Annotated in this window: 17 protein-coding genes, 2 tRNA genes and 1 pseudogene; 9 read left to right on the top strand and 11 right to left on the bottom strand. The window is 62.5% G+C overall.

Annotation, left to right across the window (positions count from 1 at the left end; translation table 11 throughout):
• A partial coding sequence (locus HV670_RS22495; RefSeq protein WP_425511453.1) for a hypothetical protein occupies nucleotides 1–193 on the bottom strand: 193 nt, incomplete at its 3' end.
• Nucleotides 194–485: 292 nt separating this feature from the next.
• Between HV670_RS22495 and HV670_RS31900 the strand changes: the two genes are divergently transcribed.
• A complete protein-coding gene (locus tag HV670_RS31900; protein WP_281362442.1) occupies nucleotides 486–836 on the top strand; it encodes a transposase in 351 nt (116 codons plus the stop codon).
• On the opposite strand, the pseudogene HV670_RS22485 reads toward HV670_RS31900, so the two are convergent.
• A pseudogene (locus HV670_RS22485) lies at nucleotides 794–973 on the bottom strand (formimidoylglutamate deiminase); the annotation flags it as partial. The gene HV670_RS31900 and the pseudogene HV670_RS22485 overlap by 43 nt on opposite strands.
• Nucleotides 974–1,150: 177 nt before the next feature.
• On the opposite strand from HV670_RS22485, the gene HV670_RS22480 reads away from it, so the two are divergent.
• Together HV670_RS22480 and HV670_RS22475 are read left to right on the top strand one after the other, a co-directional pair.
• Nucleotides 1,151–1,450, top strand: coding sequence for a superinfection immunity protein (locus tag HV670_RS22480; protein WP_246257825.1), 300 nt, complete (start codon nucleotides 1,151–1,153; stop codon nucleotides 1,448–1,450).
• Nucleotides 1,451–1,624: 174 nt separating this feature from the next.
• Nucleotides 1,625–2,701 carry an FUSC family protein gene (locus HV670_RS22475; RefSeq protein WP_175107222.1) on the top strand — a complete coding sequence of 359 codons (1,077 nt, stop codon included), beginning with the start codon at nucleotides 1,625–1,627 and terminating at the stop codon, nucleotides 2,699–2,701.
• A 28-nt stretch (nucleotides 2,702–2,729) separates the two neighbouring features.
• On the opposite strand, the gene HV670_RS22470 is transcribed toward HV670_RS22475, so the two are convergent.
• The 6 genes from HV670_RS22470 to ssuE all read right to left on the bottom strand — a co-directional run bounded on the left by HV670_RS22470 (nucleotide 2,730) and on the right by ssuE (nucleotide 7,834).
• Nucleotides 2,730–2,945, bottom strand: a complete 216-nt coding sequence (locus HV670_RS22470) for a TOBE domain-containing protein (RefSeq protein WP_175107212.1) — start codon at nucleotides 2,943–2,945, stop codon at nucleotides 2,730–2,732.
• A 131-nt stretch (nucleotides 2,946–3,076) separates the two neighbouring features.
• Complete coding sequence (locus HV670_RS22465; RefSeq protein WP_175107221.1) at nucleotides 3,077–3,919, bottom strand: ATP-binding cassette domain-containing protein; 843 nt, start codon at nucleotides 3,917–3,919, stop codon at nucleotides 3,077–3,079.
• On the bottom strand, nucleotides 3,880–4,845 hold the full coding sequence (gene ssuC / locus HV670_RS22460; RefSeq protein WP_175107211.1) for an aliphatic sulfonate ABC transporter permease SsuC: 966 nt from the start codon (nucleotides 4,843–4,845) through the stop codon (nucleotides 3,880–3,882). Before ssuC ends, HV670_RS22465 begins: the two co-directional genes overlap by 40 nt.
• A 2-nt stretch (nucleotides 4,846–4,847) precedes the next feature.
• Entirely contained in the window at nucleotides 4,848–5,996 is a 1,149-nt protein-coding gene (gene ssuD, locus HV670_RS22455) for an FMNH2-dependent alkanesulfonate monooxygenase (protein WP_175107210.1), read from the bottom strand.
• 13 nt (nucleotides 5,997–6,009) lie between these two features.
• Nucleotides 6,010–6,987: a sulfonate ABC transporter substrate-binding protein gene (locus HV670_RS22450; RefSeq protein WP_175107209.1), complete on the bottom strand. Its 978-nt coding sequence runs from the start codon at nucleotides 6,985–6,987 to the stop codon at nucleotides 6,010–6,012.
• Between the two features lie 172 nt (nucleotides 6,988–7,159).
• Nucleotides 7,160–7,834, bottom strand: a complete 675-nt coding sequence (gene ssuE / locus HV670_RS22445) for an NADPH-dependent FMN reductase (RefSeq protein WP_175107208.1) — start codon at nucleotides 7,832–7,834, stop codon at nucleotides 7,160–7,162.
• 252 nt (nucleotides 7,835–8,086) lie between these two features.
• Between ssuE and HV670_RS22440 the strand changes: the two genes are divergently transcribed.
• Complete coding sequence (locus tag HV670_RS22440) at nucleotides 8,087–8,512, top strand: hypothetical protein (protein WP_175107207.1); 426 nt, start codon at nucleotides 8,087–8,089, stop codon at nucleotides 8,510–8,512.
• A gap of 42 nt (nucleotides 8,513–8,554) precedes the next feature.
• On the opposite strand, the gene HV670_RS22435 is transcribed toward HV670_RS22440, so the two are convergent.
• Complete coding sequence (locus HV670_RS22435; protein WP_175107206.1) at nucleotides 8,555–8,758, bottom strand: hypothetical protein; 204 nt, start codon at nucleotides 8,756–8,758, stop codon at nucleotides 8,555–8,557.
• A gap of 547 nt (nucleotides 8,759–9,305) precedes the next feature.
• Between HV670_RS22435 and HV670_RS22430 the strand changes: the two genes are divergently transcribed.
• Nucleotides 9,306–9,584: a hypothetical protein gene (locus HV670_RS22430; RefSeq protein WP_246257830.1), complete on the top strand. Its 279-nt coding sequence runs from the start codon at nucleotides 9,306–9,308 to the stop codon at nucleotides 9,582–9,584.
• Between the two features lie 59 nt (nucleotides 9,585–9,643).
• Here the strand turns inward: HV670_RS22430 and HV670_RS22425 are convergent.
• Nucleotides 9,644–9,720: transfer RNA gene (locus HV670_RS22425), tRNA-Met, on the bottom strand.
• A gap of 200 nt (nucleotides 9,721–9,920) precedes the next feature.
• Nucleotides 9,921–9,997: transfer RNA gene (locus HV670_RS22420), tRNA-Met, on the bottom strand.
• A gap of 276 nt (nucleotides 9,998–10,273) precedes the next feature.
• Between HV670_RS22420 and HV670_RS22415 the strand changes: the two genes are divergently transcribed.
• The 4 genes from HV670_RS22415 to HV670_RS22400 all read left to right on the top strand — a co-directional run bounded on the left by HV670_RS22415 (nucleotide 10,274) and on the right by HV670_RS22400 (nucleotide 13,580).
• Complete coding sequence (locus HV670_RS22415) at nucleotides 10,274–10,819, top strand: NUDIX hydrolase (protein WP_175107204.1); 546 nt, start codon at nucleotides 10,274–10,276, stop codon at nucleotides 10,817–10,819.
• Nucleotides 10,820–10,834: 15 nt separating this feature from the next.
• Nucleotides 10,835–11,566, top strand: coding sequence for a leucyl/phenylalanyl-tRNA--protein transferase (aat, locus tag HV670_RS22410; protein WP_175107202.1), 732 nt, complete (start codon nucleotides 10,835–10,837; stop codon nucleotides 11,564–11,566).
• Nucleotides 11,567–11,623: 57 nt separating this feature from the next.
• Nucleotides 11,624–12,451, top strand: a complete 828-nt coding sequence (locus HV670_RS22405) for an arginyltransferase (RefSeq protein ID WP_175107201.1) — start codon at nucleotides 11,624–11,626, stop codon at nucleotides 12,449–12,451.
• 106 nt (nucleotides 12,452–12,557) lie between these two features.
• Complete coding sequence (locus HV670_RS22400) at nucleotides 12,558–13,580, top strand: quinone-dependent dihydroorotate dehydrogenase (RefSeq protein WP_175107199.1); 1,023 nt, start codon at nucleotides 12,558–12,560, stop codon at nucleotides 13,578–13,580.
• Nucleotides 13,581–13,668: the final 88 nt, after the last annotated feature.

The raw sequence follows: 13,668 nt of genomic DNA, 5'->3' as shown, positions 1-13,668 counted from the left end.
TCGGCGTCGAAATCTGGACGAGCGGCGTGCCATTGGCCGTCACGCCGACGACCGGCTTGCTGTTTCCCGAAGGCGCCGCCACGACTTGCGCCTCGACCGCGACGGGCAGCATGCCCAGCATGCAGAGCGCGGCGAACGCAACCGGGCGCAGGGCGAGCAGATCAATGCGCGACAACGCGGCGGCAGATGACAAACCAACGCCTCCCCGTGATGTCCCTTTTACCCGGCCCGTCGCGGCATCATCGCTGACGCCAATCGTCAACGTGCGTGCTTTCTGCCGCCGGCGAGCACCCCGATCGCACAGCGTGAATCTCATAGTGGTTTCTCGTCTATTTTTAGTTATGCGATATTTTTGTGGCGCGTACCTCAGCGTTATCGAAATGGCGTGCCGGGCAACGCTGATGTTGCCGGCACACAAAATCGAATCGTGCGAATCACCTCGCTGGAGAGGAGACGTCTAGCCGATCCGCGTTCACTAGGTCCTCGTGACCCTATATCGGCCAAGCGTGTTCACCAAAGCAATGCTGAACGAGCTGCGCGGGATATTTTCGGAGGTCTTCACGCAATTCGACGGCGAGGACGGCCATGTGCACCTGCGGGCGAATTATCCGTCGAAGGTTTCCGTGCACGCACCGGTGAAAAGCCTGAATGATGTGTCGAACCGGATGACTGGCAAGACGAACTACCCGAGCTCCGACGCAAGCTGGGGCGGCGGCGCACTCGGGTCAACCGGGACACAATCTGTCCTGGGGCGTGTTCACGTCATGAGACTGGGGCGCGGCAATTTTGCCGTTCATTCCAGGAGCTCGGCGAGCGCGATGCGATACCGCGCATAGGCCTGTTCTTCGTCGCGATGACGTCGATTGTCGACGACTTTATCGCCACCTGCGTAGACGTCGCGGATAGGCGTTTCACCGTGTTCGCCGAACACAATGCCCGACAGCCACGATTCAGGCGCGTGCTCGGCAATCGCGGGGGCAAGCCCCCGAGTCCCTTCACTCCTCGGCGAGCTCACCCATAGCTTCAGAAAAAGGAACTCACTGTTCCAAAAACTATGGTTAATGCTTAGTTATTTAGGGAATACACTGCTTTTCACCGGTGGCGCTGCGGCGCCAGGGCACGGTGTTAGCGGAGAAAGCGGAGAATCGAAATGATGAAATCAATCGTTGAATTCGGTGTAATCGCAGTCGCGGTATCGGTCTACTTCCTGCCCTCGATCGTGGCGGACAGGCGCTCCCGGCCGGATACGCTCGCGCTCGCGCTGTTCAACGCATGCCTGGGCTGGACCATCGCGGGCTGGGGTATCGCGCTGTTCTGGTCGCTGCAGGCCCATCAAAGTCGCACCGTGAAAGCGGTGACGCTGATGAACCACCAATTGCAGACCGCCAAGGTCACAGCCGGCATCGTCTCGCGCGCGCAGCGGCGCGACCGGAATAACAGGAGCGTTTGAACGCCTTGCCGGCGCGGGAGTCCGGATCCTGAGATCCTGAGATCCTGAGATCCTGAGATCCTGAGATCCTGAGATCCTGAGATCCTGAGATCCCGAGATCCTGAGATCCTGAGATCCGATACCCGGAGTCCGATGGATATTCCCATTTGCGCGGGGGTGTCGTACATTGAGCCGATGCAGCTCTCCCTCTCGACACCACTGCGTTTGCTCGTGCGCCAGGCGCTGCGTCAGTTCACCGATCCCTATCGGCGCTACCGGCACGCGAAACTGATTCATGCGAGCCGCGTCGCGATCGGCATCCTTGCATCGATCGCATTGACGACCGGCATTCACCTTCCTCACGGCGAGTGGGCGTCGATCACGCTGCTGGTCGTGATCGGCGGTCTCCAGCATCACGGCAATATCCGCAAGAAGGCCGCCGAACGTGCGCTCGGGACGCTGATCGGGGCCTCCGTCGGGCTCGCGCTGATCCTGCTTGAAGCATGGCTGCACTTGCCGCTGCTGACGTATCTGCTGATGGCGATCGCCTGCGGGGTCGGCGGCTACTACGCGATCGGCAAAGGCGGGTATATCGCCCTGCTCTCGGCGATTACCTTGGTGATCGTCGCGGGTCACGGCGATGCCGAGATCAGCGACGGCCTGTGGCGTTCGGCCGATGTGCTGATCGGCATCGCGATCGCCCTGCTGTTCTCGTTCGCCTTGCCGCTCTATGCAACCTACTCGTGGCGCTACAAGCTCTCCGACAGTCTGCGCGACTGCGCGCGCCTGTATGCGCGGATCGTCGGCGGACTGCCGCTCAACGACGAGGAGCATCAGAAGATCCTCACGCGCCAGGGCGCGATGCTCGTCCAGTTGCGCTCGCTGATGCCCTCGGTCGCCAAGGAAATCAGTGTCCCGTCCACCGAGCTCGAAGCCGTCCAGCGCGGCTTGCGCAGCATTGTCGGGATGCTCGAAATGCTCTCGACGAGCCGGCTGCGCGATATCGACGACGTACGCCGCGCACGGGTCCGTCAGGCGCTCTCGGGCGAAGACCGGCGCATTCGAGAACTGCTGATCGGCATGGCACGGGCCTTGAAGTTCGGCACGCTCACCCGGCTCGAGCCGCTGCCGCCTCTTCACCCACCCCCACCTCCGCCCGAGGCGGTATCCGCCGAGGTCGAACGGTATGTGTGGGTCACCGCTCAACTCCTCGAGCAGATCGACAGCCTGCGCTTATCCCTCGCGCAGCTCTCGCACAAGTGGAATATCTAGGACGGCGCACAGTCTGTGCGTTGCGCTGCTAAATCCGGGCGATCGAAACTTCCGTCGACTTCACCAGCGCGACGACTTCGGCCCCGACCTTGAGGTCAAGCTCGTCGATCGAGCGTGTCGTGATCACCGACGTGACGATCCCATATGGGGTTTCGACGTCGACCTCCGAGACGACCGAACCTCGAATGATTTCCTTGACCGTTCCCTTGAACTGATTCCGTACATTGATCGCGCTGATTGCCATGGTGGTTTCCTGATGGATAAGCTGATGGGACTACTTGATTGTCGTATCGATTGCAGCGTCTGTTACCAAGCCGGTCACCGTGCTACTCGGCTACCCGACCCGCCCGCTGCTTCGCTGCGGGTTGCGGGCCGCTAGACCGCCCACCGGACCTCGCTCGGCGCATAGATTCGCTTTGACGAACTCGCCGTTTCACCCTGGCCCGTTTCGCTCTTGAGCACCCGCTGCAGAATGCCGTCCTCGAGCGCGGCAAACGCCGCACTGCCGCGTGCACGAGGCCGGGGCAAGGCGACCGGCTGGTCGAGTGCGATCCGGCCTTGTTCGATCAGCACGATCCGGTCGCCGAGCGCCACGGCCTCATGAACGTCATGGGTAACGAGGAGTGCCGTAAAACCCCGCTCGCGCCACAAGCGCTCGATCAGGCCATGCATCTCGATGCGGGTCAGCGCGTCGAGCGCACCGAGCGGTTCATCGAGCAGCAGCAGCTCAGGTTTATGAATCAGTGCGCGTGCCAGCGCGACGCGCTGGCGCTGTCCGCCCGACAGCTCGGCGGGCCAGTCGTTCGCGCGGTCGGCAAGGCCAACGTCCGTGAGCACCGTGAGCGCTTCGTCGCGTGCCGTCTTCGGCAGGCCGAGCATCACGTTTTGCAGCACCGTTTTCCAGGGCAGCAGCCGCGCGTCCTGAAACATGATCCGCGTCTCGATCGGACCGCCGGCACCCTGCTTTTCGAGCGTACCGGCATCGATCGACTCGAGTCCGGCGACAAGGCGCAACAAGGTCGACTTGCCGCAGCCGCTGCGGCCGACAATCGCGACGAAGCTGCCTCGCTCGATCGACAGCGCAAAATCGCTGAGCACTGAGCGCTCGCCATAGCGCTTCGAGACCTGCTTGAGCTCGACTGCGACGGCTGGCGCGGAGGGTTTCAAAATCGCATTCATCACGCGTTCCCGCCTTTCTTGCGATACGCCGGATTCCAGCGCAACACCCTGCGCTCGAGTGCCGTCGCGAGGATATCGGCAAGTTTGCCGAGCAGCGCATAGAGCAGGATGCCGACCAGCACCACATCGGTTTGCAGGAACTCGCGTGCATTCATCGTCATATAGCCGATGCCCGACTGTGCGGACAGGGTCTCGGCGACGATCAGCGTGACCCACATGAAGCCCAGCGCAAAACGCACGCCGACGAGGATCGACGGCACGGCTCCGGGCAGGATCACGTGACGATAGAGCGGCCAGCCTGAAAGTCCGTAGCTGCGCGCCATCTCGATCAGGTTGCGGTCGACTGAACGGATCCCATGGAAGGTATTCAGGTAGATCGGGAAGAACACACCGAGCGCGACGAGAAAGAGCTTGGCCTGTTCGCCGATGCCGAACCACAGGATCACGAGCGGGATCATCGCGAGCGGCGGGATATTGCGGACCATCTGCAATGTCGAGTCGAGCGTCAGTGCGATGGGACGCGACACGCCGGTCGCGAGCCCGAACAGCAGCCCCAGCGTGCCGCCGATGGCGAAGCCGGCGAGTGCGCGCAATGTACTGACTTTGACGTTGTCCCACATCGTGCCGTCGAGCGCAAGCGACCAGAATGCCTTGAGCACGGCGAGCGGCTCGGGCAGCACGCGGGTCGAGATCCACTGCGAACGCGTGCCCGCCTCCCAGAGCGCCAGAATCAGGAGTGGCAGCAGCCACGGCACCAGAGAGGAAAGCCGGGGCCGCCACGACGAACGTGCCGTACCCGCAACCTTTGGGGCAGCGGCTATGCCCGTGCCGGTCGCGCCCGGCACGGCGTTGGCCGCAGCCGCCGGGCGACCCGCATCATCCGTGGCAACGACGGGAGCAACAGCAGTCGCGTCGCCCCGTACAGTTTCGGCAGCTCGATTTCGAACCAGGGCGGGAGTGCTCATGATCAGCTTTGCGAAGCCTCTGGCACGTAGTGATTGCCGATGATTTCGCCGAACGGCCCCGACAGCGGACCCGCGATCTGCTCACGCCGCGCACGCGGCAGCAGCGGGAACACGAGTTCCGCGAAGCGATACGATTCCTCGAGGTGCGGATAGCCCGACATGATGAACGTGTCGATGCCGAGCTCCGCGTATTCCTTCATCCGCGCGGCGACCTGCTCCGGGTTGCCGACGAGTGCCGTTCCCGCGCCGCCACGGACCAGCCCGACACCCGCCCACAGGTTCGGTGCGACTTCGAGCTTGTCGCGTCGGCCGCCGTGCAGCGCGGCCATGCGGCGCTGCCCTTCCGAATCCATCTTGGCGAACGAAGCCTGAGCACGCTCGATGGTTTTGTCATCGAGCCTGCTGATGAGCTTGTCGGCCGCGGCCCACGCCTCGTCGGCGGTTTCGCGCACGATCGAATGCATACGGATGCCGAACTTGATCGTACGGCCCTGGTCGGCCGCGCGCTTGCGGATATCGACGACCTTCTTTTCGACGTCCTCGAGCGGCTCGCCCCAGGTCAGGTAGGTATCGATATGGTTGGCGGCGATCCCATGCGCAGCCGGCGAGGAACCGCCGAACCACAGCGGCGGATGCGGCCGTTGCACGGGCGGATACAGTGATTTGCCGCCCTTGCTGGTCAGATGCTTGCCAATGAAGTCGATACTTTCCTTGCGATGCGAGGCTTCGAGAATCTGCCGCCAGACATGAAGGAATTCATCGGTAATCTCGTAGCGCTCGTCGTGGCTCGAGAACAAGCCGTCGCCCTCGAGCTCCCTCGTATCGCCACCGGTCACGACATTGATCAGCAGGCGCCCGTTCGACAAGCGGTCGAAGGTTGCCGCCATGCGCGCGGCCAGCGCCGGCGAACTCAGGCCCGGACGGATCGCAACCAGGAACTTGAGCTTCTGGGTCGCGCCGATCAGACTCGAGGCGACCACCCACGCGTCTTCGCACGAACGCCCGGTCGGCAACAGCACGCCGTCATAGCCAAGCGTATCGGCGGCGACGGCGACCTGCCGGAAATAGTCGAAGCTCGCGGAGCGGGCACCGTCGGAAGTTCCGAGATAGCGGCTGTCGCCATGGGTCGGGATAAACCAGAACACGTTCATTGCAGCACACTCCTCAGGCTTTCCACTGCGCTTGCTTGACGTCGAGCTTGCGTGGAATCAGTTTCAGTTCGGTAAAGGTGTCGGCGATGCCTTGCTGATAGGCGACCACCTCATCGGAAATCGGTTGGATGCCGAATGAATAGCGCTTGACTGCCAGGTCGAGCACGGCCGGATCGAGGCCCGTCTGTGGACCGAGCACGCGAACCACCTCGGCCGGATTGCGCTTGCCCCAGTTGTCAACCTCGCGCAGCTCGTCGACTACCGCGTGAACGAGCTCAGGCGACTGCTCGGCATACTTGCGCGAGGCGAGGTAGAACTGCAGGTTTCTCACGAGACCGGTACCGTCGGTCAGGACCTTGCCGCCTGCGTTCTGGACCGACGCAAAGTACGGATCCCAGATCGCCCATGCATCGATGTTGTTCTGCTCGAACGCTGCGCGTGCATCCGCTGGCGCGAGATAGACCGGCTCGATATCCGTGTACTTGAGATTCGCCGAGGCCAGCGCACGGACCAGCAAGTAGTGGACATTCGAGCCGCGGTTCAGCGCGACCTTCTTGCCGCGGAGTTCCGCGATGGACTTGATCGGCGACTGCTTCGGGATCACGATGGCTTCCGAAGCGGCGGCTGGGGGTTCATTGCCGATATAGACGAAATCGACCCCGCCCGCTTGCGCGAAGATCGGCGGGGTTTCGCCGACTGTGCCGAGATCCACCGCACCCGCGTTGAGACCCTCGAGCAACTGCGGACCCGCCGGAAATTCGAGCCATTGAACCGTCGCGCCCTGGGCGGCCAGGCGCTTTTCGAGCGTGCCGCGCGCCTTGAGAATCACAAAAGTGCCGTACTTCTGATAGCCGATTCGCACGACCTTGCCGCTTTGTGCGGCTGCACGGCCCATGCCGCCGAGGCCGAGGGTCGCGCCGAGTCCCACCGCGGCCGAGGCGCGCAGAAGGCTGCGCCGGCCATGATCAATCGTAGTGTTGTCGTTGCTCATAAGGATTTCCGTGGCGCGTTTCCGCTGGATAGTCGCCGTGGGGCAGCGCGATGCGCCGGACCGCGGGACGCTGCCCTGCTAAGTGGTTATGACGTGTTGGAAAACAAAATGGGCGCCGGCCCGCCCATGAGGTCTGGACCCGGCCGGCGTCAGGCGCGCCTCGGCGCGCCGCTCAGTTCGAACATCGCGTCTTCGAGAACGCCGTCGCGGCCACGCGCGCGACCCCAGCCCCCGCTTCGCGATGAGCGGGATGCGCGTACGCCGGTTCAGCGAATTCGGAGCGCGCGCTGCTGCGCGCTCGGTGTTCGCGAAGCTCCACCTGATCGAACCACACCAGCGCGAGCTGGTCGATCGACTGGATCAGCCGATCCGAGACCCCGGCGTCGATCTGGTAGCCCGTGTCGTTTGAGGGCACCTCACGATCCGTGGCGAACACGTTGGAAAGCACGTGGCGGGCGCCCAGGGACGAGAGCACCGGCCTCAGCGCATAGTCGAGCGCAAGCAGATGCGCGGGACTGCCGCCAGTGCCGATCGGCAGCACCAGCTTGCCCGTCAGGCCGGATTGCGGAAGCAGATCGATGAAGGTCTTGAGCAGGCCGCTGTACGCCACCTTGTAGACAGGTGTAGCAATCACCACGGCCTGCGCATGCTCGACGAGTTCAAGCGCTTCGCGAATCGCAGGATGACTGAAGTCCGCGTGCAGCAGCGCTTCGGCGGGCAGTCCGCGCGGCTCGATCCGGCGCGTCACGATACCGCGGGTGTGCAACGACTCTTCGGCGGCGGCGAGCAAATGCGTACTGCGCGAACGTGCGGCGGGACTTCCGGAGATCGTTACGACATAAGACATCGGGCAGGCATCCTTTTCGACAGTTGCAATAACGCAAGCAAGCCATCGCGCTTCGGTGCGAATAGAGCAAGGCGTTTCGATGGAAGCCAGTCTAAGGAGCACCCTGCCGTTTTTGAACGAATGTTTTTTGCTTAAGTTGTACGAATTCGTGCTTTGCCAGCGCGCACCCATCTAGAAGCATGCGGCCGCCCCTATAATGAGCGACCAGACATTCCCCCGGTCGCTGCGGCGACAGCTTCGAATCCGAGCGTCATGCAACGAATCGTCTTGCCTTTTCTCGCCGGCTTTCTCGCCGTGATCTTTTTTCAGCAGCCGAGCGTCGAGCTGTTGCATCTAGCCGGAGCGACGACCCACACGGCATACCCATTGCTCGCCGCACCGCCGCTCGACGTACCCGAATTCGTGATGTCGGCATTGATCAATGGGGCAATCGCGATTGTCATGGCATGGCTGCTGCGCGTCTCGCCCGCCCGGCCCGCCCCCTGGATCGGCGCACTCGCGTTCGGCGGAATTGCACTGACGGCGATTTCAATTTTCTTGCTGGGGCCGTTACGAGGCGAATGGCCAAGCGGCAATATTCTGCCGCGTGTGACATTCGAATTCGTGATCGATGCGATGTGGGGTTGGGGTGCGCTTGTGTTCATGCGCGCGTTCATGGGAAGCGACGCGGGCGATTAGACACGGAGATACCCGTCAGCGCGGCAATGTAACTAGCCGGCCTCAGGAAATGATGCCGTCATCGGTCTGCGCGAGTCCGCGCTCCTTGGCCGCCGCATCCGGCACTACCGGCTTGATAGGCCGCGTGGACGAAACTGAGGCTCCTTCGCGTAGATGTAGAAACGCCGAGATCACCGCAATCGCTATTGCAACCGCCACCAGCCCCGCAGCAGCCGCAAAAAAGATATATGAATTGAAATCGCCCATTCGGGCTCCCGCATCTTGTATTTGGTGATCGCCATCAAGCAAACAATGTGCCGGATGTTTCAAATGCCGCCGGCACAAGCACCGAGGCGGCTTGTAAGCGTGTCGGCAGGTTATCGGGCGGTTTGAGCACTCGCACGACCACGCTTTTCCGCGCAGTTCTTGCTTCAGAATTGTAACTTTATTCGAGCATCTGCTTACAATTTGCCGAATCGCAGATCCGTTCGAGAAGCTGGATGTCTTGAATGGACGAACGCGAGTTTCCTCGCTTGAAGTGTCGATACTCGTGATCAAGGGAAATTCGCAGGGGTAACGTTTTTGCTGCGCGAAATGGTCGTTGCGCCTGCTTACAAAGTCCGCGGGACGGTCTCCAGCCAACGTGTTCGAATGACGAAATCCTTCTTCAACCCGGAGCGCGCTCATGCAAATCGACCCGAATCCCCTGGTTCGTATGGCCGGTCCGATCGATGGGCCGCTTGCCCGTCGCGGCGTTCCCGGTGGTGGTTGGCGTGGGGCCTGCCAGTCATTTCCAGTGTGGGCCGCGCCGATCATGGCTGGCCTTGCGGTGACAATGTCGGGCTGCAGCACCAATTCGAGCGATCTGGTGCATTTGCCGGACGGCCAGACCGGATTCGCGATCAATTGCAGTGGATCGGGTTCGGGTTCGAACTGGGGCGAGTGTTATCAGAAGGCCGGAGATGCATGCGGCGCGAGCGGCTATGACATCGTGTCGAAGGACAGCGACGATGGTGCCGCGGCCGGCGGTGGGCTGAACAGCGTGGTGACCGCAAACGTGAAGAGCCGCTCGATGGTCGTGCGCTGCAAATAGTCCGGCCGAAAACACAAAACCCCTGCGAGGCCAATGCCTTGCAGGGGTCTTGATTGCTATGGTTGCGGGGGTAGGATTTGAACCTACGACCTTCGGGTTATGAGCCCGACGAGCTGCCAGACTGCTCCACCCCGCGCCCGTTGAAATCGAAAATCGAATTCGGTGGCGTAACCGTGCGCGTTTCTGGCTTCGAAGCTCGCGATGTTGTGGACCGAAACATGGTCCGCCATCACTACGCTACTGCTTCTTGCTGCCGCTACTCTTGCTTCCGCGGCTGTTTCGAGGACCGATGCGCATGCTGCCTTGAATCGCACATCCCCAACATCATTTCTGGCTTGGTTGCGGGGGTAGGATTTGAACCTACGACCTTCGGGTTATGAGCCCGACGAGCTGCCAGACTGCTCCACCCCGCGTCCGTCGAAAAGAAGATTATAGGGAAGGCACAACATAAGTGCAATGGCTTTCTTGCCCCGGTCTGAAATGGGGCTTTCCTGCTCGCTATCCCGCGTGCCCTGATGATTTTAGCTTCGCCCCATGACAGTGGTGTAACCGGACCGTCCACCCGGGTTGCGGACATGAGCGGGGCGCCTCCGGCCGCGCATGGGCGATACCTGTCAGACGCGGTGGCCAATGCTACACTCGCTTCATTCCAATCCAGCGACCCAAGCACGGCGCGCGCCACCTCCTCGATGAAATTCTGTTCAGTCTGCGGCCATGCCGTCAGCTCGCGCATTCCTCCCGGCGATAATCGCGAGCGTTTCGTCTGCGACAACTGCGGCACGATCCACTATCAGAATCCGCGCAACGTGGTCGGCACCGTGCCCGTCTGGGAGGATAAGGTGTTGCTCTGCCGCCGCGCGATCGAACCGCGCTACGGCTACTGGACACTGCCGGCCGGCTTCATGGAACTCGGCGAAACGACCTCGCAGGCCGCTGCCCGCGAAACGCTCGAAGAGGCCGGCGCACGCGTCGAGATACAAAGCCTGTTTTCGCTGCTGAACGTCCCGCATGTGCACCAGGTGCATCTGTTCTATCTCGCACGCCTGCTTGACATCGATATCGCCGCCGGGGAAGAAAGCCTCGAGGTGCGCCTGTTCGCCGAGCATGAGATTCCCTGGCAGGACATTGCGTTTCCAACGGTTGGCCAGACGCTGCGCTATTTCCTGGCCGACCGCGCGAATGGCCATTTCGGATTGCATACAGGCGACATCTTCCGCTCGCTGCGAGACGGTTAGGCCGGGGGCCGCGAGATGGTGCCCTGGCTGCGTTCCGACGATCCTTTTCCGCCGCTCGACCACGCGCTCGGCCCGGCCAGTGGTGCCGCCGGACTGCTCGCCGCAACCGGCGAACTCGATGTCGGGCGCCTGCTCGAGGCCTACCGCAACGGCATCTTCCCGTGGTATTCGAACGGCCAGCCCGTGCTCTGGTGGAGCCCGGACCCGCGCATGGTGCTACGGCCCGACGCATTTCATCTGTCGACCTCGTTCGCGAAAACCCTGCGGCGCGTGTTGCGCGACCCCGCCTGGGAAGTCCGCGTCGACGGCAACTTCACTGAAGTCATGCGGACTTGCGCGCGTGCACCACGCGCAGGCCAGGACGGCACGTGGATCACGGCCGAAGTCATCGCGGCCTATTCGGCATTGCACCGCCAGGGCCACGCGCACAGCGTCGAAACCTGGTACGAGGGGCATCGCGTCGGCGGCCTTTACGGCGTGGCGCTCGGCAGGATGTTCTTTGGCGAATCGATGTTCGCGTTCAGGACGGACGCGTCAAAAATCGCGCTGGCCGCGCTGGTCGGCCATCTGCGCCGACACGGAGTACAGATGATAGACTGCCAGCAGAATACGTCGCATCTCGCTTCGCTCGGGGCCTTCGAAGTGGCGCGCAGTGAATTCGTTGCGCATTTGAGAGCCTCCGTCGACGCGCCGGGCATTCCCTGGCACTTCGACAAGACGGTGCTGGATGCGGTGCAGGGCTTCTGATACCGAATCCTGACCGAGAGTACGAGACCGGTTCGCCAAACCGCCGAGGCAAGTAGCGTGACGCATCCGAACGAACTACCGCTCTCGCCGTTGTCCGCTTTGCAGTTCTACGCAACGGCCCCCTACCCGTGCAGCTATCTGGACGGCCGTGTCGCACGCTCGCAAGTCGCGACGCCCAGTCACCTGATCAATTCCGACGTGTACACGGAGCTCGTTCGGGCCGGCTTCCGGCGCTCCGGGGTCTTCACCTACCGGCCCTACTGCGACGGCTGCCGCGCATGTGTACCGGTGCGCGTGCCGGTGGCCGCATTCGAGCCCAACCGGACCCAGCGCCGCACTTGGCGGCAGCATGGCGACCTGATCGCAAAAGTCTCCCCGCTCCATTACGACGAAGAGCACTACGCGCTCTATATGCGGTACCAGTCGATCCGCCACGCGGGCGGCGGAATGGACCGCGACAGCCGCGACCAGTATGAGCAATTCCTCCTGCAAAGCCGGATCAACTCACGGCTCGTCGAGTTCCGCGAGCCGGCACGGACGTCCACGGGCGCCGGGACCGAACCGACGACAGACGGCCCCCTGCGGATGATCAGCATGATCGATATCCTCGGCGACGGCCTCTCGTCGGTCTACACCTTCTTCGATCCTGCAATCGCACACGCGAGCTTCGGCACCTACAACATCCTCTGGCAGATCGAGCAGGCACGCCAGCTCGGCCTGCCATACATCTACCTGGGCTACTGGATCCAGGAGAGCCGCAAGATGGCATACAAGGCCAACTTCCGCCCTCTCGAGGGACTGACCGACGGGCGCTGGCGCCCACTCGATCCGGAGCGGACCGCGCTTGATCCGATCGAAGCGGCGATGCGCGGCACGCCGGCCTGAACGCGGGGCGTGCCCCGCCAGCAGAATGTCTGGTGCCCCATTTTTCATCGGTTCCTTCGACACGCCGCGGTTAAAATAAGCGGTTTCTGTTCTGGCGAAGTCCATCGTGTTCAGTTCCCTTTACCCGCTTGCGCGTTCGCACCTGTTCCGGATGGATCCGGAAGACGCTCACCATCTGACTTTATCGATGTTGCGCGCCGGCAGCCGGACCGGCCTCGCGTCCCTGCTCATGCCGCGCCCTGTCGAGGCGCCGCGCACGGTGATGGGCCTGACCTTCCGCAATAGGGTGGGCCTCGCGGCCGGCCTCGACAAGGAAGGTTCTTGCATCGATGGTCTGGCATCGCTGGGCTTCGGCTTTATCGAAGTCGGCACGGTCACGCCGCGCGCCCAGCCCGGCAATCCGCGTCCGCGCATGTTCCGGCTGCCGCGCGCGGATGCGCTGATCAACCGGCTCGGATTCAACAACGGCGGTGTCGAGCAGTTCGTCCGCAATGTGCAGGCGGCCAACTACAAGGGCATCCTCGGCCTGAACATCGGCAAGAATGCCGATACGCCGATCGAGCGCGCGGCGGACGACTATCTGTTCTGTCTCGAACGGGTCTATCCGTTTGCGAGCTACGTAACGATCAACATTTCCTCGCCGAATACGCAGAACCTGCGCCAGCTGCAAGGTGCCGGCGAACTTGACGCCCTGCTCTCGGCGCTGCGCGACAAGCAGCAACGCCTCGACGACCTGCATGCCAAGCACGTGCCGCTCGTGCTCAAGATCGCGCCGGATCTCGATGAAGGCCAGATCGAGGATATCGCCTCGACCGTCATACGTCACAAGATCGAAGGCATCATCGCGACGAATACCACGCTCTCTCGCGCAGCCGTGCTCGGCATGCCGCACGCCGAGGAAGCGGGTGGCTTGTCGGGCCGGCCGGTCTTCGAAGCATCGAACGAGGTGATTCGCAAACTTTATGCGAAGCTCGGTTCCGATGTGCCGATCATCGGCGTCGGTGGCATCCTGTCGGGCGAGGACGCGAAGCAAAAGCTCGCGGCCGGCGCGGCGCTCGTTCAGCTCTACACCGGTCTGATCTATCGCGGCCCGGCACTGGTTCGCGAATGCGCCAAGGCACTCGCATGACGTGTGGCAAAGGCGACCACACGCCCAGCGAAATTCCACGCAACAAACGGTTCAGCGCATAAGGTCATAAGCAAGGCTTATTTACCGA

The sequence above is a fragment of the Pararobbsia alpina genome, assembly GCF_902859895.1.
Lineage (GTDB): Bacteria > Pseudomonadota > Gammaproteobacteria > Burkholderiales > Burkholderiaceae > Pararobbsia > Pararobbsia alpina.
This window is presented reverse-complemented; position numbering and strand designations above follow the sequence as displayed.